This window comes from Sphingobium sp. RS1 (genome assembly GCF_056156825.1).
In genome coordinates, this window is sequence record NZ_JBLZXE010000002.1 from 15811 (window position 1) to 40081 (window position 24271).

Annotated in this window: 37 protein-coding genes; 4 read left to right on the plus strand and 33 right to left on the minus strand. The window is 60.9% G+C overall.

The features are described 5' to 3' along the window. The first annotated feature begins 141 nt into the window (after positions 1 to 141). Positions 142 to 708 (plus strand): hypothetical protein, encoded by a 567-nt coding sequence (locus tag ACNHGR_RS01630; RefSeq protein ID WP_475283860.1) that lies wholly within the window; start codon positions 142 to 144, stop codon positions 706 to 708. On the opposite strand, the gene ACNHGR_RS01635 is transcribed toward ACNHGR_RS01630, so the two are convergent. The 26 genes from ACNHGR_RS01635 to ACNHGR_RS01760 all read right to left on the minus strand — a co-directional run bounded on the left by ACNHGR_RS01635 (position 705) and on the right by ACNHGR_RS01760 (position 18631). Continuing rightward, positions 705 to 1364: a hypothetical protein gene (locus ACNHGR_RS01635; protein WP_475283861.1), complete on the minus strand. Its 660-nt coding sequence runs from the start codon at positions 1362 to 1364 to the stop codon at positions 705 to 707. The two genes, ACNHGR_RS01630 and ACNHGR_RS01635, sit on opposite strands and share 4 nt — an antisense overlap. Continuing rightward, positions 1364 to 3931 (minus strand): phage tail tape measure protein, encoded by a 2568-nt coding sequence (locus ACNHGR_RS01640; RefSeq protein ID WP_475283862.1) that lies wholly within the window; start codon positions 3929 to 3931, stop codon positions 1364 to 1366. Before ACNHGR_RS01640 ends, ACNHGR_RS01635 begins: the two co-directional genes overlap by 1 nt. 2 nt (positions 3932 to 3933) lie before the next feature. Beyond that, positions 3934 to 4320: a phage tail assembly chaperone gene (locus ACNHGR_RS01645; protein ID WP_475288295.1), complete on the minus strand. Its 387-nt coding sequence runs from the start codon at positions 4318 to 4320 to the stop codon at positions 3934 to 3936. Continuing rightward, positions 4317 to 4754, minus strand: a complete 438-nt coding sequence (locus ACNHGR_RS01650) for a hypothetical protein (RefSeq protein ID WP_475283863.1) — start codon at positions 4752 to 4754, stop codon at positions 4317 to 4319. Before ACNHGR_RS01650 ends, ACNHGR_RS01645 begins: the two co-directional genes overlap by 4 nt. A 70-nt stretch (positions 4755 to 4824) precedes the next feature. Continuing rightward, the gene (locus ACNHGR_RS01655; protein WP_475283864.1) at positions 4825 to 5556 is read right to left on the minus strand and encodes a hypothetical protein; all 732 of its coding nucleotides are present in this window, start codon (positions 5554 to 5556) and stop codon (positions 4825 to 4827) included. Between the two features lie 110 nt (positions 5557 to 5666). Continuing rightward, positions 5667 to 6107, minus strand: a complete 441-nt coding sequence (locus ACNHGR_RS01660) for a phage tail terminator-like protein (RefSeq protein WP_475283865.1) — start codon at positions 6105 to 6107, stop codon at positions 5667 to 5669. Beyond that, positions 6107 to 6541, minus strand: a complete 435-nt coding sequence (locus ACNHGR_RS01665) for a hypothetical protein (protein WP_475283866.1) — start codon at positions 6539 to 6541, stop codon at positions 6107 to 6109. Before ACNHGR_RS01665 ends, ACNHGR_RS01660 begins: the two co-directional genes overlap by 1 nt. Beyond that, positions 6542 to 6730 (minus strand): hypothetical protein, encoded by a 189-nt coding sequence (locus ACNHGR_RS01670; protein ID WP_475283867.1) that lies wholly within the window; start codon positions 6728 to 6730, stop codon positions 6542 to 6544. A 13-nt stretch (positions 6731 to 6743) separates the two neighbouring features. Next, positions 6744 to 7934, minus strand: a complete 1191-nt coding sequence (locus ACNHGR_RS01675; protein WP_475283868.1) for a hypothetical protein — start codon at positions 7932 to 7934, stop codon at positions 6744 to 6746. After that, positions 7931 to 8341, minus strand: coding sequence for a hypothetical protein (locus ACNHGR_RS01680; RefSeq protein WP_475283869.1), 411 nt, complete (start codon positions 8339 to 8341; stop codon positions 7931 to 7933). Before ACNHGR_RS01680 ends, ACNHGR_RS01675 begins: the two co-directional genes overlap by 4 nt. After that, positions 8341 to 8838: a DnaT-like ssDNA-binding protein gene (locus tag ACNHGR_RS01685; RefSeq protein ID WP_475283870.1), complete on the minus strand. Its 498-nt coding sequence runs from the start codon at positions 8836 to 8838 to the stop codon at positions 8341 to 8343. The genes ACNHGR_RS01680 and ACNHGR_RS01685 overlap by 1 nt, the downstream gene beginning before the upstream one ends. Next, entirely contained in the window at positions 8838 to 9353 is a 516-nt protein-coding gene (locus tag ACNHGR_RS01690) for a hypothetical protein (protein ID WP_475283871.1), read from the minus strand. The genes ACNHGR_RS01685 and ACNHGR_RS01690 overlap by 1 nt, the downstream gene beginning before the upstream one ends. Before the next feature lie 9 nt (positions 9354 to 9362). Continuing rightward, positions 9363 to 10109, minus strand: coding sequence for a hypothetical protein (locus ACNHGR_RS01695; RefSeq protein WP_475283872.1), 747 nt, complete (start codon positions 10107 to 10109; stop codon positions 9363 to 9365). Between the two features lie 2 nt (positions 10110 to 10111). Beyond that, positions 10112 to 10339 carry a hypothetical protein gene (locus ACNHGR_RS01700; protein ID WP_475283873.1) on the minus strand — a complete coding sequence of 76 codons (228 nt, stop codon included), beginning with the start codon at positions 10337 to 10339 and terminating at the stop codon, positions 10112 to 10114. A gap of 72 nt (positions 10340 to 10411) precedes the next feature. After that, positions 10412 to 11449 carry a major capsid protein gene (locus ACNHGR_RS01705; protein WP_475283874.1) on the minus strand — a complete coding sequence of 346 codons (1038 nt, stop codon included), beginning with the start codon at positions 11447 to 11449 and terminating at the stop codon, positions 10412 to 10414. Between the two features lie 13 nt (positions 11450 to 11462). Further along, positions 11463 to 11912 (minus strand): hypothetical protein, encoded by a 450-nt coding sequence (locus tag ACNHGR_RS01710; RefSeq protein ID WP_475283875.1) that lies wholly within the window; start codon positions 11910 to 11912, stop codon positions 11463 to 11465. A 6-nt stretch (positions 11913 to 11918) separates the two neighbouring features. Beyond that, the gene (locus tag ACNHGR_RS01715) at positions 11919 to 13049 is read right to left on the minus strand and encodes a hypothetical protein (RefSeq protein ID WP_475283876.1); all 1131 of its coding nucleotides are present in this window, start codon (positions 13047 to 13049) and stop codon (positions 11919 to 11921) included. Further along, positions 13046 to 14437, minus strand: a complete 1392-nt coding sequence (locus ACNHGR_RS01720; RefSeq protein WP_475283877.1) for an anti-CBASS protein Acb1 family protein — start codon at positions 14435 to 14437, stop codon at positions 13046 to 13048. Before ACNHGR_RS01720 ends, ACNHGR_RS01715 begins: the two co-directional genes overlap by 4 nt. Before the next feature lie 40 nt (positions 14438 to 14477). After that, positions 14478 to 15758, minus strand: a complete 1281-nt coding sequence (locus ACNHGR_RS01725; RefSeq protein WP_475283878.1) for a PBSX family phage terminase large subunit — start codon at positions 15756 to 15758, stop codon at positions 14478 to 14480. Continuing rightward, positions 15742 to 16056 (minus strand): hypothetical protein, encoded by a 315-nt coding sequence (locus tag ACNHGR_RS01730; RefSeq protein ID WP_475283879.1) that lies wholly within the window; start codon positions 16054 to 16056, stop codon positions 15742 to 15744. Before ACNHGR_RS01730 ends, ACNHGR_RS01725 begins: the two co-directional genes overlap by 17 nt. After that, positions 16053 to 16280 (minus strand): hypothetical protein, encoded by a 228-nt coding sequence (locus ACNHGR_RS01735; protein WP_475283880.1) that lies wholly within the window; start codon positions 16278 to 16280, stop codon positions 16053 to 16055. Before ACNHGR_RS01735 ends, ACNHGR_RS01730 begins: the two co-directional genes overlap by 4 nt. Then, entirely contained in the window at positions 16277 to 16489 is a 213-nt protein-coding gene (locus tag ACNHGR_RS01740; RefSeq protein WP_475283881.1) for a hypothetical protein, read from the minus strand. The genes ACNHGR_RS01735 and ACNHGR_RS01740 overlap by 4 nt, the downstream gene beginning before the upstream one ends. Positions 16490 to 16643: 154 nt before the next feature. Next, entirely contained in the window at positions 16644 to 17222 is a 579-nt protein-coding gene (locus tag ACNHGR_RS01745; RefSeq protein WP_475283882.1) for a hypothetical protein, read from the minus strand. After that, positions 17152 to 18000 carry a hypothetical protein gene (locus ACNHGR_RS01750; protein ID WP_475283883.1) on the minus strand — a complete coding sequence of 283 codons (849 nt, stop codon included), beginning with the start codon at positions 17998 to 18000 and terminating at the stop codon, positions 17152 to 17154. The genes ACNHGR_RS01745 and ACNHGR_RS01750 overlap by 71 nt, the downstream gene beginning before the upstream one ends. Continuing rightward, positions 17997 to 18374 (minus strand): DUF1064 domain-containing protein, encoded by a 378-nt coding sequence (locus ACNHGR_RS01755; protein WP_475283884.1) that lies wholly within the window; start codon positions 18372 to 18374, stop codon positions 17997 to 17999. Before ACNHGR_RS01755 ends, ACNHGR_RS01750 begins: the two co-directional genes overlap by 4 nt. A 2-nt stretch (positions 18375 to 18376) precedes the next feature. Then, positions 18377 to 18631 carry a DUF2312 domain-containing protein gene (locus ACNHGR_RS01760; protein ID WP_475283885.1) on the minus strand — a complete coding sequence of 85 codons (255 nt, stop codon included), beginning with the start codon at positions 18629 to 18631 and terminating at the stop codon, positions 18377 to 18379. Between the two features lie 95 nt (positions 18632 to 18726). On the opposite strand from ACNHGR_RS01760, the gene ACNHGR_RS01765 reads away from it, so the two are divergent. After that, the gene (locus tag ACNHGR_RS01765) at positions 18727 to 18900 is read left to right on the plus strand and encodes a hypothetical protein (protein ID WP_475283886.1); all 174 of its coding nucleotides are present in this window, start codon (positions 18727 to 18729) and stop codon (positions 18898 to 18900) included. 91 nt (positions 18901 to 18991) lie between these two features. Here ACNHGR_RS01765 and ACNHGR_RS01770 read toward each other — a convergent pair whose 3' ends face one another. The 7 genes from ACNHGR_RS01770 to ACNHGR_RS01800 are packed head-to-tail and all read right to left on the minus strand — an operon-like array spanning position 18992 to position 22784. Next, a complete protein-coding gene (locus tag ACNHGR_RS01770) occupies positions 18992 to 19942 on the minus strand; it encodes a DNA-methyltransferase (RefSeq protein ID WP_475283887.1) in 951 nt (316 codons plus the stop codon). After that, positions 19939 to 21258 (minus strand): DEAD/DEAH box helicase, encoded by a 1320-nt coding sequence (locus tag ACNHGR_RS01775; protein ID WP_475283888.1) that lies wholly within the window; start codon positions 21256 to 21258, stop codon positions 19939 to 19941. Before ACNHGR_RS01775 ends, ACNHGR_RS01770 begins: the two co-directional genes overlap by 4 nt. 56 nt (positions 21259 to 21314) lie before the next feature. Continuing rightward, complete coding sequence (locus tag ACNHGR_RS01780; RefSeq protein WP_475283889.1) at positions 21315 to 21740, minus strand: hypothetical protein; 426 nt, start codon at positions 21738 to 21740, stop codon at positions 21315 to 21317. Continuing rightward, positions 21733 to 22053: a hypothetical protein gene (locus ACNHGR_RS01785; RefSeq protein WP_475283890.1), complete on the minus strand. Its 321-nt coding sequence runs from the start codon at positions 22051 to 22053 to the stop codon at positions 21733 to 21735. Before ACNHGR_RS01785 ends, ACNHGR_RS01780 begins: the two co-directional genes overlap by 8 nt. After that, on the minus strand, positions 22054 to 22353 hold the full coding sequence (locus tag ACNHGR_RS01790) for a hypothetical protein (RefSeq protein WP_475283891.1): 300 nt from the start codon (positions 22351 to 22353) through the stop codon (positions 22054 to 22056). Continuing rightward, positions 22354 to 22560 (minus strand): hypothetical protein, encoded by a 207-nt coding sequence (locus ACNHGR_RS01795; protein ID WP_475283892.1) that lies wholly within the window; start codon positions 22558 to 22560, stop codon positions 22354 to 22356. Then, positions 22557 to 22784: a helix-turn-helix domain-containing protein gene (locus ACNHGR_RS01800; RefSeq protein WP_475283893.1), complete on the minus strand. Its 228-nt coding sequence runs from the start codon at positions 22782 to 22784 to the stop codon at positions 22557 to 22559. The genes ACNHGR_RS01795 and ACNHGR_RS01800 overlap by 4 nt, the downstream gene beginning before the upstream one ends. Between ACNHGR_RS01800 and ACNHGR_RS01805 the strand changes: the two genes are divergently transcribed. Both ACNHGR_RS01805 and ACNHGR_RS01810 read left to right on the plus strand, forming a co-directional pair. Next, positions 22783 to 23484 (plus strand): LexA family protein, encoded by a 702-nt coding sequence (locus tag ACNHGR_RS01805; protein ID WP_475283894.1) that lies wholly within the window; start codon positions 22783 to 22785, stop codon positions 23482 to 23484. The genes ACNHGR_RS01800 and ACNHGR_RS01805 overlap by 2 nt on opposite strands. Before the next feature lie 394 nt (positions 23485 to 23878). Then, complete coding sequence (locus ACNHGR_RS01810) at positions 23879 to 24238, plus strand: hypothetical protein (RefSeq protein ID WP_475283895.1); 360 nt, start codon at positions 23879 to 23881, stop codon at positions 24236 to 24238. Positions 24239 to 24271: the final 33 nt, after the last annotated feature.

Consider the following 24271-nt stretch of genomic DNA (forward strand, 5'->3'; position numbering starts at 1 on the left):
AAAGCTGCCCGATGGCCGCCGATAGGTTAGGCGAGAAGGCGGCAGGAGTCCTTGAGGGGCTAGACCGCCGGATGTACGCCTTGACGGATCGCGTGAAGGACTTGCAGGACTCGCTTGGAATCGTGGCCACAATGAGCGAGGATGATCTTTCTAAAGATTTGGACAAAGAGTGAGGGTGTTATGAGGGGCTTTTCATTGGTTCTGACGGCGAGCGTAGCTTTTTCTTCCGGTGCCATTGCTCAGCCGGTGCCAGCAAAGCCTCCCCATCTGCCGGTTTTTTCGTTTATGGGGGACGATACAAAAACCCAAACCGGACGAACCTCGCTAAATGGAGAGCTATGCAAAACAGAAGGCAGAGTCCTCGACTGCACGGCCTATCTCAACGCTACCATATCAGATGTCAAAATGGGCTACCTTACCCTTTCGTATAACGGCGGCCTGCTGTTCAGGGTGATGGGGTCATTTTACAACAGAGATTACCTCAAGATTTATGCTGCATTCTCAGAAAAATACGGCCAACCAGTCGCAACTAAGGCAAAATGGCAGTCAAAAGGTGGGGCAACATTCGATAACGAAGTCTCCACATGGCAATTTGAGGATGGCCGTTTGACGCTAGAATCCATGGGTAATAGCGTGGATAAGTCGTTCTTTATGTTTAAGTCTGAGAAGAATGCGCCGCCTCCTGAGAAGCCAAAGATAGACTTTTAAGCCCGCGCCTCCTGCAAGATGATCTTGCCCGGCTGGACATGGCCCATGGAATTGTAGGCCGCGCGCACCTCCGCACCATTGCTGATCCGGCCTGTGAACCATGGGCGCAGATAGCAGTTGTCGCCGGCCGCGATGTCACGATTCAGCGGCCCCATCAATATGGCGGTTCCAACATCGCCGTCATAGGTGATCTCATCCACCTTGTAGCAATCGAAGGCGTGACCAATGACATGGCCCGGCGCAACGATGGGGCCGACGCCGGTTAGGTCGATCTTGACCTCTAGGGAACCTTTGAGGCTGGACGCGCTGAACTGAGCCGTAAAATCACCATCCCAATTCTGCTGGTTCGACCATGTTTGGTTGTTCGACCAAGGCAGGGCGAGCATGCCGCGCCGCTTGCTGTAAGCAATCTGGGGCGAGGGCGCCAGGCGGACGCGGAAAACCTGCCCGCTGATCTTGGACATGATCCACGATGCAAGGGGGGCGTCCCATTCGGTATCGATGAGCGCCGGGGTAATCTCCAGCACCGAGAAGCCGCCCGGCTCAGGCGTGATGAACTGCGCCGCGCCGCTGGTCAGGCCGCCGTCATAGCCTGCCCCAGGGCAATGAAAGAGCTGGTTCGCGATGCGGAATGTCGGGAACTGGTAGACCTTCATCAGATCATGCCCCCGTCATTATCAAGCTGCTGAAGCATGGATTGAAGGTCGCGGCGCATTTGTGCGATCGTCGCTTCACCGCCGCGCCTTATCATGGCCATCACATCCTCAGGCTTGAAGCCGCCCTCCACCTGATAGCTGTTGTAGACGTCGCCCATGCGGATTGATGGGCTACCGCCACCACTCGCCTTAACGCCAAGCCGACCGTTGGAATCGCGAGACAGAGGCATAACAGCCTCCGGGCCTGCCTCGCCCATAAGACCGAACTTGCTCCCCTTGGCGAAGCGGAAGAGGGTGGGGGTGTTGACGACGGTGTTGGTAAAGGCCCCGCCGTTCGCGAAGCGCTGGGCTTGGTCGAACGCGCCGCCATTCGCGTATTTTTGCGCGGTGCCGAATGCGCCGCCGTTGGCGAACAGCTTGAAGCCGCCGCCACCGCCGCCGATCATGCTATTCAAGAAGCTGTCCAGTGCCTTGTCGAGCAGCTTATCAATGATGCGGTTCAGCGCGTTTACAGCGGCGTTCCCAAGAGCGGTAAATGCGCTGGCGCCCTGCCGTACTCCATCCAACAGATCGGTGAAAAAGCCCTTTGCTACCTCTCGCGCATCAGCAATGGCCTGCGCATGCTGATCGATGGCATATCGCGCCTGCCCATAAGCCGCGCCTGCCGCCTCGATCGCGCGAACCTCGTCGGGGGATAGTTCGATGCCCGCGCGCTTTGAATCGTTGAGACGATCGACAATGTAAGCATATGCCTCTGCCGCTGCTCCAGTCAGCCCCAAGCCCTTCCGCTCAAGGTCCAGCGCATACATGGCGTCTTCTGCATCCTTACGCACTGCTTCCATGCGCCGGTTGCGATCCTGAAGTATCTGGTCATCCGCCTGACCGGATGCGGCCTTAGATACCCGGTTCGCATCTTCGGTCGAAAGCGTCACGCCTTTGGGGAGCGCATTTTGTGCAGCGGTCAGCATCTCCATTTGAATACGCGCGCGTGTCAGTTCGTCGCCGTACAGTCCGATGAGATTGGTCTGGTCGTTTATCGACGTCCGCTGCTTTTCGATGCTATCGGTGACGCCTTGGATGGCCGCCGCCACATCAGTCGCGATCTTGGCGTCCGCATATGCCTTCGCGAGCCGGTCAACCTCTTTGGTGACGGCCGCCGTGACAGGAATCTTGGCCTTCTCGATATCGTTGAGCAGCTTTGTCCGCTGCTCCAGTTCAATGGCAGCACGGGCAGACAGGCCGACAGCAGCGGCCTTCGCCTGTTCAGCCTTTATCTCCGCTTCGGCGTTGCTGATGATATCGGCCAGCTTCTCAGCATCGGATTTACCGCCCTTGGGCGTGCTGGGCTTGTCGTACATCGCCGCAGCCATTGCATCCTGACGAGCGCGAGCGTTCTTCTGGGACTGCTTGACCACATCATCCATGAACTTCATGGCATCGCCGCGAGCGCTCTTATAGCCCTCTACCAAGGTCGAGAGAGGATTTTCGAACTTGCGGTTCTTGATATTGTCGTAGACCCGGGCCGCTGCGTATCCGAGGCCGGTGAGAGAGGCGTAGATGCCGGCCACCACTTCGCGGGTCGCTGTCATCATGAAGTTGAGCGCGGACTTCCATGCCTTGCTCATGCTTGCAGAGCTGATGCCAAGTGCGGACGCCGCGCGCTCAAAGCCGACCTGAAACACCGCTTTCATGGTGTCGCCCCAGGTGACCGTCACCGCGTTGAGCTTCTTCACCTCCTCCTTGGTGTAGCCCATGGCGGTCGTGTATTTCTTTAGGCCAGCGTCCTTGTTCGCCTCTGCGTTGAGCGTGGCGATTGCTGCCGCCGCTACTCCGAGCAGAAGGATCAACGGCAGAAGGGGTGCAAGTGCAGCGCCGATCGAAGCGGCTGCGGCCTTGAATACCGCACCAAGTGTCTGGCCGGTCATGGCCGCTTTGTTTTGCAGAATGTCGAGAAGCTGCGGACCCTGCTGGATCGCGACCATGAGGGGGTTCATGCCCATCGCCAGCGTCACGCCGATATCGGCCATCTGCCGGCTTGCGTTGAGCGTGTCTTGCGCCGTGAACTTGATTGCCGTGCTGGCCGCGTTGGCTCCCTCAGCCACCTTGCCGAGGGAATTGCGATAAGCAACGACATGACTGTCCGCCTGAGCCAAGGCTGGAGAAACTGCCTGAACCCTATTCTGCCATGCCACAACATGCGAATTCGCGTCCTGCTGTGCCCGCACCAAACCCGCCAAATGCTGGGTGTAGGCGATGACATGGCTGTCCGCGACGGCAACCGCTGTGCCAACCTTAGCCAAGCTCGATGCGCTGTTATCATTCGCCGCCGCCATCGCTTTTTCGGCCTGCTGCGCCTTGGCCATTGTACTGATGAGCGACGACATCTTGCTATCGATCGACTGGACCAGCGCAACCATCTTGGCCAGAGAACCGCCTTGATCCCCGAATTTAACTTTCGCCGCCGCCGCTGCTGCGCGGTCCGACGACGCGGCAAAACGGTCAAGATCGTTCGCAGCCTGGACGACCTTGCTGGATTCGACGTTGAGGCTGAGGGCTGCTGCGTCCACTGTCAGCGCCCCCGTCGATTGGCGGTGGCTGCACGGAAGGCATCACGTGGCGACACGGCGGACTGCTCGGTGCTGGGCTGCTCTGACCTGTTAACCTTCATCAGATAAGCCCCGTCCATTTCGCTGATGCAGTATTCGAACATGTCCGCATCCTCCATCAGCCAGCCCTTAGTGTGATCGGCTATCCTGCTCGCCGGGATAGGCCCGACCCCGAAGCCGATCTGTCGTTCGGAGGAAAGCCGCCAGAAATCGGCGTACCATCCCTCGAATCCCTCCAGCAGTTCGGGCGGCTCCAGCGCGTCAGGGACAGCGTCATCCTCGCCCGCTTGCTCCTTCGCTGCGCGGTAGGCATCGCCATTGTCGAGCCACCAGCGCAGCGCATGGGTCAGTTTCCCGCCGCTTCCTTCGCGCGCTTGCGGATACGGTCAGCGATCCGATCGCCGGCCCATTCCACGCCGTTGCGATATGCCCTGCCGAAGCCGTGTTCGTCATTGGCGGTCAGCAGCAGGAGAGCGAACTCGGGCGAGTAGGCTTTGGGCGCGCCACCATCCGTGATTGCCACGTCTTCATCTGCACCGCTCAAATCCCAATCGAGCAGGATTTGTTCAGCAAGAACCTTGCCGGTAGCGAGGCTGAATTTCAGCATCCCTTCATCGGTATTCATCTTTTTGCCCATGCGGCGAGCAAGGCTCTGAATTCCGATCTCGTAGGGCTTGAAGTATGTTGACCGAACCTTGAGCCGCACGCCGGGCAGGGCGGGGATATCATCGATCCATTCACCGGGCGCGAGGTCCACCGGGGCAGTCAGCTTGTCGAATTCCATGTTTCATTCTCACCGGGTCGTTCGGGTCTAAGGACGACGGCCGACCCGACAGCCGCCGCCCTTAGCTGGTTCAGACTTCCACGATATTCGTGTTGGGCTTGATGCTCGCGTTGAGCATCTGCGCCGTGTTCGCTTCGCCGCCATTCTTCACGCGCGACATGGCAAGGCCATAGAACAGGTCCGTCTGACCCACGGGGGAGGCGGTCGCGGTGATGGCGGTTGCCGAGCCGGCAGCGGTCACGGCGATTGCCGCGCCGCCGGGGGTGGCGGATACTGAGAAGGTGGTGGGAGTGATGCCGGTTTCGCGCACATAGTAGACCGTGCCGGCGACAAGCCCGGTGGGCATGGTGCCGCCGGTCGCGGCGAAGACAATCGGCGAATTGGGTTCAAGGCCGTGGCCGCCGGGCCATGTGATGATGCCGGGCGAGGCCACGCTGACCGTGACGACGCTTTCCTGCACGCAACCAGCGCCCCATTCGATCTTGATGGCGTAGTTGGAGCAGCCTTCCATCGCCTCGCGCAGGCGCTTCTGGCCAGGATCATTGGGCAGCGGCGAAAAGACGTTCTGAATTTCTGCGGAATTCTTGGTGCCGCCGATGGTCAGAGTGCGGTCGGCATCGATAAAATTCTGGCTGATCGCTTCCCGCGCGTCACCGACTGCGCCAGCATTGGTCCAGCCCTTGATCTGGAGCCATTCGGATTCCTGCGGCACGAAGTCGGAGAGGTCGACGGTGAGGTCAGGCGGCAGCGCAACCCGCGTCCCGATGTAGATTTTCGATCCTGCTACAGCCTGCAAACCCATGACGCGGCGCTCCTGTTGCCCATAGGCGGGCGGTTCCGAATTGACGGAACATTACAAGGAAGCGTGTCGATAAGCAATAATGATGCGCAGTGATGAATTATTCTTTCAAGCTACATGCTCGACCAAAACACGCGAACCACCAGTACACGGTATGCGCCATCGACATAGGCCGGCAGCGCCGAAGCATTCTGCGCCACCCGCAACCGCGATCGACCGAACGATATGCAGGCGTCCGCAGGGAAATGCGCCGCGATCTGGCCGCCGATTTCCTTGAGCTGGGCATGCGTGATGGCCCGCGACAGGGGCCATTGGACGGTCAGCATCAGCGTGCCACTGCGCTCATGCAGCGCGGGATCAATCCGGCCGCCGCGATCTGGGGCGTTCGTCACGTCGGATAGCAGGATGAAGGGCTTGGGGCCGAAATTATCCTTGTCGGGCGTCACGATCTCACCTGGCTCATGGCACTTCATGCGCGGATCGGTCACAAGCGTGTCGACGCGGGCTTTCAAGGCCAGCCAGTCGGACGTTTCGATTGAGGGGATGGTTGCCATTATTGGCCCTTCATCTTCATGGCCTGGTCCTGCACGATCTGCGGCCACTTCGCAGCGGTCGCCTCAGCGAAGCCGTAGCCGCTCTGGTTGTAAGTGCGGCCCAGGCTGTCCTCGCCAGCAAAACCGTAATTCAGGCGGCGCGAATAGGCGGCTTGCCATCCGATATAGACGGTATCGCCGGGCTTTATGTCGGCCACGCCAAGGCTGAAATCCTTCTGTGTAGCCAGTACATCGATGATCTGGGGCGGCTTGGTATCAATCACCACCGAGCGCGCTAGATTGCCTGTCTTGACCGGCACACTGCCACCATTCGGGATGGTGTTGCCCGCCTCATTCGCCAGCGCCTGCACACTGTTGCGCAGCAAGGCGGTCAATCCTGCCTTGGACAGGTCGGCCGCCCATTTCGCAGGATCGACGCCTTGCCAGCCAGCCATTTACTCGGCCTTGGTGGGCTTCGCAGGCTTGGCAGTATCGACGGCATCCTTGCGGTGATCCGCAGCGGCATCGATGCCGATCATGACCCGCAGGCCTTCCACGGTCACGTCCAGCGCTTCAGCCATGCGACCGTGCATGATCGCATCCCGCAGGCGCTTCCGCTTTTCTTCGCAATCCTTGCAAGCCATGGTCATTCTCCTTCTACAGGCCAGCGGCCCAATCAATATCAAATGTCGTGTCGCACCGGCACGCGACGTTGTTCTTTGCCCCACCCTGCGGATCATGACTGTGGAGCATGACAGACCCATCAGGCAGGAAGAACACAGCTTCCAGACCCGCCGCAGTCTTGTTGTTCATTGCCAGATGCCAGTCCCGCGCATGGTGCAGGCCGCCAAGGTGACGCCATGTCTTCGTCACAGCGTCGTCGTTGAGGTTGCTCTTGTCGAGCGCCTGCTTCGTTCCCTCTGCGCGCGCAGCCATCACGCCCTGCGCTGTTTCGGTACGGGCGATGTCATCGGCACGCTTCGCCAACAGCCGGTCGCTATACTTCGCGACCATTTCCTCAATCTTGTCGGCGCTCAGCGGGTTCTCCTTGCCGGCGGCAACGTCACGGATGGCCTTCTGAATGGACCGGTCAAAGCGCCGATCGCGCAGCGTCATGCCGGTGCCTTCGACCCATTTCCCATCCTTGAAGCGGCCCAGCACCTTGAGCATTTCGTCAGGGTCGCCGGATAGGAGGCGGGAGCGCATGGAATCGACATAGCCGACCTGGGGATCGGACAGCCCAATTATCCCGCCCTCGCGCCGCCCGCTGATCGGGTTCACCTTGCCGGCAATGGCGGTGGCGATCGTCTGCGGACCTTCGCCACGCTGGAACCCGTCGCCAATGACCTTGCGCGCCGTTTCCATCTGCTCATCGACATAGCCCGCGATCCTGCTGGCCGCTTCAAGCCGGATCTTGGCCTCTGCACGCGGGTTGGTCATGTCGAACCGAAAGACGATGTTCGTCGGCTCCGGGCCGTCCAGCGAAAGCGATGGTGGAGGAACGCGAGGCGGAACAGCCGGGCCGGAAGGGGCGGGGAACAGGTTAGGCGACCGAATGGACGGCTCACGGCCTTCGCGCCGAAAGAACGCAACCCGATCCTTGGTGAGCGCTTCTGACACGATGGCGCCGGCCTTGGCATAGCCTGCCTGGCGCTCCAGTGCGTATGTGCTGAACACGCCGCGATCGATGTTCAGGGCGTCAATGGCGGCCTCGATATCGCCATCGCGCAGGGCGATCAGCAGGGCGGAATAGTTGATGCCATTGCGCAGCAGAATGATGGCCGCGATGAATGCAGCCGCCAGCACTGGCTCAAGCTGGTCGATCAGTTCGGATAGGTCGTCGCTCATCGGCGCAACAGGAATTGGATGGCGCATACCTTGCCGGCTGCGGGGATGTTTTTCACCGACAGGACAGTTACAGCAACGCCATCGACCTCTATGACATCGGTCGGCTCATAGGCATTGGCATTGAATCCGTCGTCAGGAGGGGCGACGATGGCGATCAGGTCCGTGGCTACGATCTTGCCGCCATTCTCGATCGGCGTGTCGACCAGATCCTTGCCAACGCCGCGCACCGCCCCGTCCAGTGGATATATGCGCCTGATCGGAGGGGTGGGCGCCGACCATGCGTTCGGCTCCGGCATAGCAGACAGGTAGCGGGCAAGAACGAGCGAGCCTTGCCCAAGGCCGTCCTCGCTGGTCGGGGCGAGCATTTCGCGCGTCATCTGCGCCATTTCGTCGTAAAAGTCGTCCATCAGCAGCCGCCCAGCGTCCACATGAAGGCGCCACCCTTGTTGCATATGAACTGCTGCATCGCGCCATCGATGATGCTGTCTATGAACGTTGGCCCTGCGCCAACCTCTCGCTTGCCGTCATCGAAGAATTCGCGTTCCACCGCGCCCTCGACACGCTGGCGCTTGATCCGCTTGCCAGGGGCCGCAGTCGCGCCGGTCAGGATGCCGGATGTCGTGCCTTCCAGCCATGCAGCACGATATGAGGCGTTGACCACGGACGGAGGAATCACATCATCGGCAATGGCCATGATGCAGTTGAGGCGCGCGCCTGTGCGGGGCCAGCCCAATTCCTGCATGGCCCCGGCTGCGCGCTGCCCCGTCCAAAAGGCCTCATAGCCATCGACATAGGAGCTACCACGGGCGCGCAGCACGGAGGCCGCAGGCGCGCCGCTCGGCAGCGAATAGCCCTGTTCGGCAAGCCATGCGGTGAAGCCGTCGTCTGTCCCGTAAGCAGCCATTATTGCGTTGGCTCCCGAGCAACCCACATGACCGGCGTGCCGGCGGTGCAGGTGGTTCCGAATGGCAGCACAGTCAGGCCCGTCGTCACGACAGACAGCGACAGGACCGTGTTCTGAGCCGCGTTGCAGATACCCGTAAATGCCGTGGCCGAACGCGTCTGCACCTTGCACGGCATCTGGTTGTTCGCCGTATCGACCACCGCCGCATAGGCAAAGGGCGACGAGCTGGTGAAGGCGCGCGCGAGGGTGACCGAGAAGGTGCAGTTCGCCAACAGCGTCGTGTTGCCGGCCTGAACCGATGTCGGGCGCGTGCTGTCCTGCTTGGGCGTGCAGTTGACGCCGGTGCCGATCGATCCGTTCAGCGTGTCGCCAGAGGGCGCTACGGGGCAGGCGGGAGGGACAGCCGCCGTCACCTCTGCCTTGGTCGCCAGCCCCGACACATCAGCCGGGGGATAGGCAACCTGTGCAAGAACCGGGTTGGCTACAAGAGCAGCAGCGAACAGCAGATAGCGCATGGTGGCACCTCAATATTGCTCACGGAAAGCGACCGTCGTCGCGGCGGAAGCGCACACGCCATACAGGGCCGCAGCCGTGTCCCAGCTATCGGACGCATAGGCCACGGCAGCGAGAGGCCAGCCCGTCGACAGGGTCACGCCAGGATTCCCGAACGCGCATTGTACGGCGGTCGTGACCGTCACGCCGATCTTCTGGCGCCCCGCGCGCGCCGCCGCGATTAGGGTCGCAGAAGTGCCAACCGAAACCTGCCCCGTAGCCAGCGATCCGCCGCCCTTGCTGACGACATATTGACCGGTCGTATCGCCGCGCATGCGGTCCCACGTCGTGCCGTTGAAAACCTGACCGAGGCCGCGAATTGCCAGAGCGTCGGTCGCAGCCTGGCCATCGACGGGGGTGGCGATGCCGACCAGCGAGCCGCCATTATTGCCGAGCGCGACGATCGGGAGGCCGCGCGCCGTGGTCTGGATATCGGAACGCTGGCCGGTGGTGTAGGTTGGGAAGGTGGAGTTGTAGACCCCGCCAATCTTTACCGGATTGCCGCTGTCAGCAGTTCCAGCGGCGGCATTGCCCTGCGTTTGGGGGGCGGATGAGCCAGCCCCACCCGCAGCGCTGCCATCGGGATTGAGGATGACGACGCCTTGAGCATTCAGCGTGTTGCCCGTTGCCGTGGAATAGGTGGGCGCGGTGACCTGCGCCAGAACGGGCGCTGACAAGAGCGCCAGGGTAAGCGCGAAGATTTGTCCGAGGCGCTTCATGGTCAGTTACTCGGACGCGCGCGACGCGCAGGCTTGCCATCTTCGGCCTCGCCGGTGACGAACTCGGCGTCCTTCGGCGCCTTTCCAACAATCTCATAGCGGCCCGCCCATCCTGCCGGCGGCTCATTGTCGCCTAGGTCGATCTCATGACCGATCGGATATTCACCGTTGGGGTTCTCTTCGCTTAGCGGGAGGCCGAAAATGCCCCCGGTCGTGATACGGATCTTCATCGCGCCTTCTCCTTGACGAAAAAGGGCGGGCTTTTGACGGCCCGCCCCTTACTGGATCACATAATCGGCCGCTTAGGTGCTGACCGAATAGCCTACACCGCTGCGGTTGTTGTAGTCGGCCCGGATTTCGAGGCCGAGGGCGCCGCAGACATCGAACTGATAGTTGGCGCGCGGGCGATCGCGGGGGATCGCCGTCGTGGCCACCGCCATGCCGATGAGCGGGCGGATATATTCGGCGCTCGGGACGAACCAGAAGAACTCGTTGCCCGAAAGCTCGTAAGAAACCTCGATCGCGGCGATGCGGCGATTGGTCTTGAGGAAGTCCATGATGGTGCCGGCCTTGAAGCCAGCGCTGCCCGAATAGGTCTTGTCCCAGCCCCGCGCGATTTCCGGCGAAATGAACAGCACCACGCCCTGCGTGATGTAGTTCGCATCCAGAACGGCGCCGAACGGGCCGGTGAAGAACGCATCGAGAGCGTCGGCGGTCGCGGTGCGCAGATCGATGTTGTTGCCGCTCGCGCCGATGTTGATCGACTTCGAGAGAGGATGATTGCGGATGCCATAGCCCTGGTATCCCTGAAACACGATCGAGGTGTCGCCGTTCAGCACATAGAGCGCCATGTCGCGGCGGATCTTCGCGGTATGCGCTTCCTGGTCGTCGGCCAGCGCGTCGAAATTCTCCGACTGGAGGCTGTTCCATTCGCGCCACTCACGCCCGTAGGCCGTGTGGAACATCGGAACGACCGTGCCGCGATAGTCATAGACCACCTTGTCCATCGGAACCGGAACCTGACCCGACATGCTGCGGACCACGCTGCCGGCGTCGGACGAAACGCGGTTCAGATGCACCAGCTTGCCGATGTTCACCGGCTTGGCCAGCGGCATCAGGTAGCGCATCCACGCCTCACCTTCGTCAGCGCGCATGACGCGACGGGTGATGTTGTCCATGTCCAGCCAGGCGTCGCGCGGAAGAACCGACGCGGCGTTGCCGATCATGGCATGGCCTTCTTCGGTCTGATGAAAGAACTCGCGGTCGGCGGTTACGTCGTCCCACCACACGCCATGCTGGCGGGGGTTGTTGGCGATGAGCTGCTGATCGAAATAGCGCATTGGTGCGACCCCCTTAAGGAACGACGATGCCGGGCTGCGCCTTGCGCGCGCGGACCAACTGGTCAGCCCCGGAGGTGTTGTTGTAGGCCTCTTCCGCGATCATGATGACTCGCTGGCCGGTGGTCGCGACCACGAACTTGCCCGCCGCATTGGTGGTCAGGTTCGCGCCGCGCGCGACGTTGGTGGCGGTTGGGACACGCACGTTAAAGAACAGTTCGTCCAACGGCTCCATGCCGACGATCCGATCGTTCGCCGGCCAGGCGTCATCAACGCCCTTCTGCGCCAGATAATTGTCTTGGGCGATGTAGACCTTGGTTGCGGCGGCAGCGCCGGCCTGCGCAAAGTTCGCGCCGCTCTCGATCAGGGCAGTGCCGGGCAGGATGGCAGCGGCGCAGATACGCTCCTGCACCTGCGGCTTGCTGTAATCGACCGGCCCAGCGAAAATCTTGTTATAGCGTGCCATGGTGCTTTACTCCCCCTTCGGCGCGGTGAAGCCGGGCTTTTCACCCTGCGGCTTGAAGGCGCCATTGACGCGGAAGGCCGCCTTGGGTGCGGCAGCATTGGCCAGCAGAGCGGTCAGCACCGGCGCGGGCGATGCCTTGGCCAGTTCCTCGGTCAGCAGGCCAGCTTCCACCGCCTGATTGACCAGCGCAGTATGCTCGCCTTCCGCCTTCGCCTTGTCGGCAGCATCGCGAGCAGCCTGCGCGTCGGTGAACGGCTTGAGCGCGTTCGCCACGGCGGTTGCGATCGTGTCGGGGATGCCGGCGACGGTATCGGACAGCGTCTTCACCTCCCCCGACAGTGCATCAAACTGCGCCTTGTCCATCGATTCCTCGTCACTGTTGAGGGCGGTGCCCGTGGTAGCTTCGGGCGTCGGGTCGCCCTGCAACAGCTTGGTGATATAATTTTTGGCCTGTTCAAGCAAGCCTAGACGTTCTTTTCTTTCAACTTGGCGAAACATACTTTCAATCGCCCACCCCATGTCACGGTCGATGTCTTCCGCGATGGAGCAATTGATGACCTCGATTTCCTCGCCAGATGCGTTGACGAAGAGGCCGACACCCTGTTCCGGTGTCGCTGCGCCCGGTTCATCCAAGAGGATCGCGTCCTGGTCGAACAGCATCGTCTCGGCCTCGAATTTGGCGCCGTCCTCAGCGTTAGTCAGAGGCTTGAGCGTGGCCAGCAGGCCAGTGCTGGTGTGGATCGGCTTCTCCTGCTCGATTGCATCTAATACCGCCTTGCCGCCGGGCGACTGGTTTGCCACCGTCACATCGATTACCTTGTCGAGCCAGACGCGGCCGCCCTCGCGACGCACGTTCTCGTTGTGGGCGCCGATATAGCCGCGCGCGAGGCCCTCGGGCGACTTAGCCGAGACGAAGTTGTTGCCGATTTTGGGATGGCCGAGCGGCGCCAAGGTGCCCTCCAGCGTGTGGAAGCTGGCGGCGATCACCTCGGCGGGATAGCGGATGCCGTTCATCACTACATTGTCGGGCAGCGTGGCGCTGGGCACGATCACGACATCGCGACCGTCACGCTTCTCGCGGCGGATCTTGCTGGCGTTGACCAGCGTGGAGACGTTGACGCGGACTTGACGGCTCATTTCTGCACCTCTTGAGGCATGGTTTCTGTCTGGCCGTCCTCGGCCTGCTGCTGGCGCTGGGCTTCCCGCTCGCGCTGCCATTCGGCAAAGCCCTCGACTTCATCCCCGGGCTGGTATCCGGCTTCCTCGCGTATCTCGTCAGGCAGGAACACAGGCTCATTCCCCTGCTGTCTGTTGATGTTTGCCATCTTCTCGGCGCGGGCCAGCTTGTCGTCGGGGGAGGACTCAAGGAGACTGGTCCAACCAATAGTCCATGGCTTGCTATCAAGCGCCCCCCAGCGGACGAGGCGGCCAACCAAGTCATCCAGCAGGGGAATGACACGGTTGGTGCGGCGCGACATGTTGGTCTGCGCCCACTCGGCGGCATCTTCGGTGCTGGCGCGTTCGCCGGTTACGTTGCCGATGAGTATCTTGACCGGCATCGAAACGGACGCGGCGAATGACTGAACAGCCGTTTCCCAGAATTCTTTAGGTTGTGGTAGGGTGATGGTCAGCGGCTTTGCGCTGAATGACCCAAGCATCAGCGCCTTGTCGAAACCCGCCTGGAACTGGTCAACCTGATCGTTGAGCTTGTCGATCGCGTCCGCGTTTGATGCCGCGCCAAGGCCGTTGCGCACATCCTCGGGGGAAACGCCGGTAGGGGCCTCGATGATCGGCGCGCCGCGCGCGGACTTCCAAAATCCTTCCGCGCCGGCCCCCTTGATCTTGGCCGCGTCCGAAACGTCGTTGAAGCCCGGCTCCAGCGCCGACCGGCAATTGATCGTGCCATCATCGGACCAGATCAGGATCCGGTCGCGATGGATGCGGACCTGACTTTTCCCGACTGCCTGAGGGTCGCCAATAGCCTGCTCGTCATATTGGAAATACAGCGGATCGCCGTACGTTTCGCTGGTCTGGTCCTGATCATATTCGAGCGGGGTAAGCTGACCCTCCCATGCTGGGATGATGCCAGCCAGGCTCTCGATACCACGCGGCACACGATCGACAGGCTCAAACAACTGCTTGCCGTCGCGCAGGAGGATGATAGCGCCGGCATAACTACCAACCATGCTGCGGCGATCTGCGTCCATCAGCGATCGCCAGATTTTCCGCTTGGCGAAGTGCTTGGCGATCACCGCCTCGGCCGCGCTCTTGCCCGGCTTCTCGCTCTCCCACAGCTCAGGCATCGTCTGCCAAGTCTTGGCAATCGTCTTGTCAACGGCGGCCGTGGCCAGCGAATACCGGCAGTATAGATCGTAGAGCTGCTGGAAAGACAACTCCTCCGGCCAGCCATAATCTCGCGCAAAATGGTGCTTGGTGCTTGCCCCATAGAACCATGGGAAGGCGCGTGCCAACCGATCGCGGGCAAACCCCGCTGCGTTCGCGATGATTGAAGATTTCCCGACCATGCAACATCATTACGATATTGCCATTGCATGAGCAACAATCTTACCGCGTGAGAACCCATCCCGTTTTAAGGCTTGCCTTGATCATCGGTGCCAAGGAGTAGCGGATCGCATCGATGTAGTGGTTGTGCTTGTCGACCACGATCGGAAGCACGTCCTGAGAGCGCGGATCGACCTTGTAGCTGTAGAGCCGATGCTCGCGCGCCGTCTCCGTGCAGCGGCTATGGATAATGACCCGATCGAAGTTGCGGATGAAGGCAATCCCGTCCTCAACGCTACCGGGCCATTTCTCTACCGCCTCAGTCCGTGACAGCCCATGGCGCTTGATGTGGCTGATCATGCCGGGCTGGGCGCTATCCCACCTGGCTACATATTTGGCAAAATCCGGAATTCTGTCGCCGATGAACGTGGCATAATCGTCCAGTTCCAGCGCGATCTTGCCAGCCTCATATTCGATCCACAGGCAGTTATCGCCATAGCCTTCTGGCCCCATCCCGTCGCGCGCATAGGGGTCATGGCCGATCCAGCACCGCACCGCCGCCGCCGGGTCTTGGCTGAACCCAAAGTCGCCGCCGTGATATGGCCCATCCCATTCCTCATCAGGCTCGAAATCGTCCACCACGAACTTGCCGTTGAAGATTTGGGCGTCGGTCATGGTCAGGAAGGCGCCGTTCCAGACATGCTCGTAAGTCTCGGGCCTCTTGCGCTGGTCGTCCCGGCGCTCCTTGTCTAGCACGCGCGGGAACCACGGATTATCTGACCAATTGATGTCGGTGACGATGCAGTCGTCAGGCCGGTTCAGCACGAAGCGCTTGTGGGTGGCGCTATCGGGGCTTTCCGGGTTGTAGCTGATCCAGTTCTCGACGTGCCAGCCAGGCCCTTCCTCGCGCAGCGTCGGGATCAGTTTGCGCCACGCGATCTCCGAAACGCTTTCGGCCTCGTCGGTCCAGTTGCCAATGATCCGAGCCTTGGACTTGATGCTATCGAGGTTGTGGCGCAGGCCGGCGAAGGCGTAGCTGATGCGCCGGTTCTTGGTGCGGATATACTTTTCGCCGATGTCGAAATAATCGGCCAGCCATGGCTCGCTGCGGATCGACGCCTTAATCTCCTCCATGGAGCTTTCATCAAGGCTGTTGAGGTGTTCGCGCGATGCTAGGAATACGCCTTCTACGCCCATTTCCGCGAGTTGGTAAATGCGCAGGGCAGAGCGCTTGGCAAGGCCTCGGGTCTTGCCACTGCCGCGCCCCCCTTTGAACACGCGGGTGCGGGCAGGGCGGGCGAAATTCGCGGTTAGTTTGGGCAGTTCCTCAATCGTCGCTCGCATCGGTCACCTGGGGAGCGAGAAAGACGATTTCGGTGGGCTTCATAGTGCCGTCAGGATTCGAATGCTCGACCTGCAGAGGTAGCACCTTGCCGACCAACGTCATGAATGCCGCCGGATTCTCGTTGGCCTGTCGCTTGAGATAGGCCACAGCCCCCTTGGGGTCAGCCTCATCGAGAGCCTTCAAGATCGCATCCTTGACGATCGTGGTGGTTTTGTTCGGCACGCCCTTGGGTCGGCCAGGACCAGCCTTGCCTTTTCCGATCGTGTTTTTGTCCGTTTGTTTAACCGCCCGCGTCATCGCGAAATAGTCCTTCCAACATACGGCCCCTTAGCAATCACCGTGACGACGATACCGCCGCGTATCACCATGCGCTCCCCATGCTTGCCGATCACAACCGGGCAACCAAACTCATCCGCAGTCGCCAGTGCCGGGCAATCCATCTCAGCGCGGATCGCGGCGATGTCGACGCCCTTGACCCGCTCCAGATATCGCAGCACAGCATGGTCGCTGATCTCGGTCACACCAACCCCCGTTCTGCCAGTCGCGGCCGAACCAGCGGCACATGCTCAACCATCCATGCGATTGCCTCGACCTTCGGAAACATCACCTGATGCCCGGCACCGATATGCGGGATCGGCACCTTGGCGCGCAGCCAGCGGCATATCGCGCGCGGCGGCACTCCGATCAGCTCGGACATCTGGTACTTGTCGATATGCTCGATCCCACTCACCCCATCATCCTCCAGTAAGATTGCGCGATGTTGGTCATGCTGAACCGGCCCATGGTGTTGCGCCCACACGCCCAGCACTTCCTCGGCCGCGCCTGCCCCTCGTCGCGCTCGCGGGCGGTGCAAAGGCAACTAAGCTCTCGGATGCGGGGAGGGATCATTGCGCAGCCTCAGCAATCACAGGCCGGCGGATGACGTAGCGCTCTTCCTCGCCGATCCAGCGGAGATAGCCCTGTTCCATGGCGATGGCGCGCCACTGGCACGGCACAACGTCAACATCGTCCTGACTGGCCTCGCCGCGCTTGAGCAGTGCGATGAAATCCTCGAACCTGCCCTGCCAGAAACGGTGGCACAGGGTCAGCGCCTGATCCTTCTCGCTGGCCGGCGCGCGATAGGTCGCCAGAATATCCAGGCATTGCTTGGGCGTCGGGAACCAGTTCAGCGTCTCGCAGGCCCGGCGCGACATGAACGCCAGCGCGTCATTCGAATAGCTGCCCAGCATCCGGGCATAGACCGCCGTGCGCTTCTCACCGCTCTCATCGTCTGCGGTCTGGCGGGGCAGGGTGACGGCGAGATATTCCAAATGGCGGGCAAGCTGGCTGATGCTGGCGGCCGGCACGGTGTCGGTCTGAGCGTTCGCCCATTCCTTCAGCGCCCGCGCCTCCTCAATCGTTTCCGGCAGACGGATATCCGGCTTGTCCTGAAGCGACCGCTCGGAGTGCAGCGGTGAAACCATCAACTCGTGGCTGATGCTGTGCAGGGCGGTGATTGCCTCTTTGCCGATCATTCCCATGTGCCTGTCCCTTCATTTCGTCCGTCTCGAAAACCGTCGTCCATCCGCGCTCCACGGCGCACGCGACGATCGGGCCGGGGGGCCACCCGTCCTGTTTCCAGCGGTCCAGTTTCGTGATGATCTGCCGGTACGCGCCGTCAGTGAGCGGGGCGCGCTTGGCTTTGCGATTGGCTTTCAGGCCGTCCCAATCCACCGGATCAACATCATCCGGGCAAGGGAATGGATCAGGCTTTGCGCGCGGGAGAGGTACAACTGAGGTATCTTTAGATACCGAAGTATATTCTTTCCCTTCTTCTTCTTTGGTCCGCTGTTGCCCCGGTGTTGCCCCGCTTTGCGGTTCGACGTTGCCCCGCTCGCTTGTTTCAGGCGCCTGATATTTGTCGTAATTACATATGGTTATGATGCTCTGACCTTGCCCCGCCGCATGGTCCGCTGTTGCCCCGTTTTTGGTTCGCACGGTAATCATGCCTTCGGAGCAAAGCGCCTTCAAAAAGCGGTCCACCCGGCTCTTAGACCAGCCCCATTTCTCGGCAAGGAAGCGCTGGGCAAAGCACAGTTCGCCACGCTGGAGGTCGATCATGTCGCCCTTCACGCGGACCCGGCTCGGCTTCCACGACGCGCTCTCGATCAGCCACGCCCACGCATCGCGCCGCGAGTATTCCTCACGGTCGAAAATCGGGTTATCCTGCCACCCACGATGCATGAGGATGTAGCCGCTCACAGCGCGCGAACCTCCCGCAACTGGATCTCAGGATAGAAATAGGCGAACATCGCCTTGCGCAGCGGCCAGTCGCGGGAATCCGCCTTCTTGCTGCGGCCCTTCACATCTTCCACGATCGCGGCGCCGTTCTCCCGATAGGAGAAGTCCAGCGTCACGCCGGCGCGATGGCCGTTCGACATCTTGGCGGTGCCGAACGGATAGAAGGGCTGAGACACGATGTCCGATATCGCCCCCGCCTTGGCGAGCATGTGCAGTTGGGCGCAACGCTTTGCCTCGCGCTTGCTGTCGTGCTCATGGCCATGGGCGCACGACGTCTTTACGGCGACGCTGTGCTTCGTTTTGCCAGTGGCTTGCCAAGGAAAGAACGCGGGCATGGTCAGATATCAAACCCAAGCTGCATGCCCAGCGCGGCGGCATAGGTGGCAAGCACCGCCTCTTCCTGCGTCCGCTCGTCGGCGCGCTTTTTGCGCATAGCGACCAGCTTCCGGCAGGCCTTCACATCAAAGCCTTCGGATTTCAGCGCGGCGTACCGGTCCTTGATGTCGTCTCCGATCCCATCCTTCTCGGATTCCAGGCGCTCGATCGCCTCGATATGCTGGCGCAGAACGTCCGCTGCGATATTGTCGCTCATCATGCAGTCCCTTTGTTGGTGAAGCGTCCGACCTGATCCCGATCAGCCGGGAAGTTGGCAGCAGCGGCCGCGCGCAACGGCGCAGCCCAGCGGCTATGCTCAAGGTCGAATTTGTGCGGGTTGATCGCCATGTGGCGGCGGAGGTGAAGTTCGGTCGTACCCGCCCCTCCCACTTCGCAACCCGGTTCTGCGCGCGCTCCAAGGCGATGCTTTCCGGCTCGGTCAAAGCGCGGGTGCGCGACAGGCTATCGAGCGCGTCGAACTCCTGACGGGCCGCGACAATCTTGAGGTCGGCGTTACACAGGCCCCGCCTCGCCTTTCTCCCCGCCTCGGCCATGGCCTGCTCTTGCGTCATGGGTTTCATGCGGCGGCCTCCGCGAACAGGCCCGGAGCGTCACGGTCCATAGCTTCCAGATTGCGGACAGCCTGAGCGAAATATGACGGCTTCAACTCGATGCCGATGCCTTTGCGGCCCATACGAGCAGCGCAATAGACTTCACTGCCGATGCCCAGAAACGGTGTCAGGACGGTGTCGCCGGGATTGCTCCACAGGTCGATGCAGCGTTCGATGACGTCCAGTTGCAGCGGCGAGATATGCTGCTCATCTTTCTCATCCCGGCCGCCGCGATACTGGAGGGTGCGCGACTGATTTATGTCCATCCAGACGGGCGATGCGTAGCGCTGCCATACCTCGATCGAATACCAGTTCCGGCCATCGGTCGGAGTGGTGAACTTCGAACGATCAGGCTCATCTGTGCCGCTGTAGCTGTCGAAGCAACCGGCAACCGGTTCTGCGTTTTCGCCAGGCTTGCGGAATGTGACGATGTAGTCGGCCAGACCTTGTCCGCTGATCGTGCTGTCCTTAACGATCTGCTTGTGCAGAAGCCGGATCGACTTGGTACGCTGCTGGGCGACGACGGGGTCTTTCCAGATGCAGACCTCACTATGGAAGATCCAGCCGGCATCCTCGTAGGCCCGGATGACCTCCCCGCGAAAGTCCCGCATGCCAATATTGCCGTGACGGATCTTAGACATTGGCAGCTGCATCACATGCACGCTGTGCAGGCGGCCGGGCTTGGTGACGCGCAGCAATTCGGAAATCAGGAAGGCGTAATGCTCCCAGAAAGCGGGGCCATCATTGTTGCTGATATCGCGATCGAAGTTGCTGAATTTGTACAGGCCTTCGAATGGCGGGGAATGGATGCCAAAGCCGATGCTATCGCCGGGGATGGCGCGGATGACCTCGCAGCTATCCCCCTGGTAGATGGCATAGTCATTGGTGATGACCTGGTCGACGGCGTTGATCGTCATGCAGCTTGCTCCAGAAATGCAGGGAGAATGACCGGCTGGCGCGGGTCGTAATTCGGCTTGTCGCGGACACTGCCCTTGATCGCGCTACTGGATAGGTCGGCCATGTGCATGACCATCGCGGCGGCCATGCGATCAGCGTCCATTTCCTTGCGGCGGATATTGGCGACCGTGGCGCCCTCGGTTTCGGCGGCGATGATGTGGCAGTTGACCGGTTTGGATTGGCCGAAGCGCCAGAAGCGGCGGATTGCCTGGTAGAACTGCTCGAAGCTGTCGTTTAGGCCGACGAAACCGGTATCAGCACAGTGCTGCCAGTTCATGCCGAAGCCGCAGATGGAGGGCTTGGTTACGAGAACACGGATACGGCCCTCGCTAAAGTCGATCAGCTTGCGCTCTTTGGTGTCCGGGTCATCCGATCCGCGAACCTCGACAGCATCGGGTATCGCCTTGGTGATCGCTTCACTCTCGGCGTTGAGGTTGCACCACCAGACGAACGGGCGATCGGTCGGCGTGACGTCGATCGCCATAGCGACTCGCTCGCCAACTGTGCCGCGGCGGGCTGCGATGCGCTCTGCCAGCGTGGTTGCCTGCATCGGAAACAGCATGCCGGTTTCGATCGACGGAGCGTACTCGACGCCCACGATGTGCTGATGATAGTGCAGCGGCGGCAGGTCGTATCCTGCATTGTCATAGCCTAGGTCGCTCGGCTTGCGCAGCATCACCGCCCACGAAGCCATCCAGCGCCAGAACTCGTTTTCGGCATGACCTTTCAGCCGCCAGTTCTGTGTCGATCCGCCGTCGTGGACGAAGAATGTAGCGAGCATGTCAGTATAGGACATGATGCCCAAGAACTCGGCATGGTTGCCCAGCTCCATGAAATCATTGGGTGCCGGCGTCGCGGTCGCAGCCAGCCGGAACGGGATCGCTTGCGAAGCTTCGATAAGCCGGTTTCGGTAGTGACCGTCCGTCGATTTGAGGATGCTGCTCTCATCGAGGATGATCGCGCCGAAGCAGGAAAGGTCAAAGTGGTCGAGCCGCTGATAGTTGGTGATGCAGATGCCTTCGCCGTCACCCATGTGCGCGGCAATGCCAAATTTCTCAGCTTCACGAACCATCTGGGCGGACACTGCCAGCGGAGCCAGATGCAGCACCGGTTTGCCGGTGAAGCGCGATACGGCCTGCGCCCACGCCAATTCCATAAGGCTCTTGCCCAGCCCGGTTCCCGCGAACAGGGCAGCGCGGCCACGGCGCAGTGCCCATGCGACGATATCGCGCTGGTGTGGAAACAGGCAGTCGGGCAGGGCCGGAACATCTACCATGCCAGTGCATGGATCGCTGATCGCTTTGCTGGCGAGGAAGTCTGCGTATGGCCTTGTCATGCCGCCACTGCCCGCAGCCGAGCCGCATGCAGATCCAGCACATTGTCCTCGCACTCGCTGATTTCGCGACCGGCAGGCGAATCCACCTGATGCGCCTTGCCCTTGGCAGCCAGATACTCGCGACAGGCGGTTTCCAGCTCGTCATGATCCACATCTTCCGGCGCGCGGACGATCATGCACCCGGCAGGCAGCAACAGCGACAGGAGGTCGTCGGGGATGGCCCGGCTTTCCGCCAGCGCATAGACGACGCCCATAGGGATCATCGCAGGACGATCGCCGCCGGGCTGCGGGAAGTAGCTGGTGATGGACGAATAGCTGATCTCAGCATCCATCGCGACGACCTTGAGGGCGATGCCCCGGCGATCCAGTTCGCGGCGGATGGCAGACTGGCGCTCGCGCACAATCTCGTTTCTGTCACGCATGATGGTGGACTGCCTTTCCGTTAGCGGTTGCAGCATGGATTTGATCGGAAACATTGGCGAGCGAACCACCAGCGACCATGGCAGGACGCCCGCCTTCACCGGCGCTAGGGGCGGCGGCTATGGGGATGAATTGCGTGTTGGAGCGGCTGACAAGCTGGCCAGCATCGACCTCAGCGACGGTGCGATGGTTTGCGAACAGGTGCGCGATCGGGCGTTGACGCCAGGTGCGAACGCCGTGGACGTATCGGACCAACTTTGCGCCTGGGAAACGATCGGAGACGCAGCCACCCGCGTTGTTGAGCGTGTGGGTCATTTAGGCCTCTACGATCTGCGGGAGACGCAAGTCAGCCATGAAGCTGTCCCGCTCTTCGTCGGTCAGAGGGCGGATTTTGCGGAAGCGTGTGGAAATACCGCCTATTCCGGGGCCGACTTTCAATCCAATATGCTTCGCGCCGTACTTTGCAGCAACGATGGCAAGAACCTCGTAGATGCGCCCGGCAACCAAGCCAGCAAGGGCGTCAGGCTTGCATTCTCGCCATTCTCCAAAATCCTTCGGCGTGCCATTTGCATCCACGCACAGCGCCAAGTCACCAACCTGCCAATCGTCAGCCATTTAATCGCCCTCCAACGGAGAGAGGCCGGCAGCGACCAGATCGGGATGATCGCAAAGGATGCAGCCACAGGCTTTGCAGGCGGGGATATCGGTGGGGCCGGAGCGCGCCATGTCGGCCAAGCGGTTCGCCTGCTGCTCGGCGATGCGCTTATGGCAGCATCCGCCGTCAAACTCCTGACCGAGGCGCTGGAGGTCGGGGAGGGTCATGCTGCGATCCCCGACCGCGCGAGAAACTCCGTCTGCCAGACAGAGAAAGGCACCGCGCCGCCGGTCTGCTCTTCGATAGAGCGGGCCGTATCAGCATCCGGGAAGCGCACGCCGCGCCTGTATCGGTTGATCGCTGCTTGGGTGCGTCCGACCTTGGCGGCGAGCGCGCTTTCGGTGTTTTCTTCCTTCGAGAGGAAGGCGGCCAGTGCGTCTCTGTAGCTCATGAACAGCGAGTATACCGAAACGGTATTTCCAGTCAATGCGCATTATACCGTTATGGATATTCCATGCAGCGAGACGGAGCGCGAAAACGCCCGAATGGAATTTACCGCGAATCTGAAGCGCTACCGTGAACGTCTCGGACTGGGACAGGCTCAGCTCGGAGAGCGCGTTGGCGTCCAGCAGGCGACCATCCAGCGCTGGGAAAGCGGCAACCGCGAACCAAAGCACGCGGACCTCGAAAAACTAGCTATTGCCCTTGGCGTCACGGTCGCTCAATTATTCGGCGGTGACGTGGCTTATGAGGTTCCTGACGACGCTGAGACGGTCGTGAAGGTGCCTGTCATAGGCGCTGTGCAGGCGGGAAATTGGAGAGAGGCAATTCAGCGGGCGACCGGGTTTGTCGATGTGTCGAAGTCCGACGCGCCGAAGGATAGCTTCGGCCTGCGGGTCGTTGGCGATTCAATGGATCTCCATGTCATGCCTGGCACAACCGTGATCGTGAATCCCAACGATACCGCGCTCTTTCCTGAAAAGCTTTATGTCGTCCTGAATGAGGAAGGCGAAACGACCTTCAAGCAATATCTGGACAACCCCGCGCGCCTCGTTCCTTGCTCAAGCAATCCAGAGCATCAGGAAATCCCGCTGGGGCAGGGCGGCTTCAAAGTGATCGGTCGCGTCGTCACTAGCATCCGCAGGCACTAAGCCACGCGCCGCGCGTCGATGAAGTGGCGCGTCTGAATATCGCCCGGCACGGTGATATAGAACGACCCCCATTCAGTGCGCTCACCTAAGCCGTGGTCAAGGAGGTCTTCCTGGGCCTCCTTTCGTGCGCGCCTCCAAGGCCCAAGCGGACGATCAAAGCAAACCGCGCGATACCAATAACCCATCCGCCTCACTCCCGAATCGCTGATCCGAAGATGGAACAATACGGGAACATAGATCAATCCTGCTGAGCCAAGAAATCTGTGGAAAACTTGGCCACGAAGAAAAATACCAAAACGGTATTGACACGTAGAATACCATAACGGTATATCCATCCCCATCAGCCGGCCACACCCGGCGCACAGCAGCAGTGCTGCTTGGATGGAGGAAACAAATGTCTTTAGGCATCGCCAAGTTTGCCGAGTTTCAGAAGGCACAGCGCGACACGGCGCAGGCGAGTGAGTGGATGGCCCATATCGGCGCGCGCGGCCGTGGCACCGACACGCTGCAACTTTCGCATGCTCATTGTTCGATCAAGCTGACGATTGCTGGCCAATATACTGAAGGTGGCAAGAATTACTGGGACAGTCCGGCCTGCCTCAATTCTGCGCTTCTGTCAGTGATCATCCGCAAGCGCAACGAGCTGCTGGCAGAGGCTGTCGAACTTCTGAAGTCGCGGGAAACCACTGCGCTGATCGACGCCAAGAGCGAGATCGAAGCCATCAACGCCGCCATTGAAGCTGCCGCAGCCTGATTTCCCCAGACGGGCGGTCAGAGCGCCCGCGCG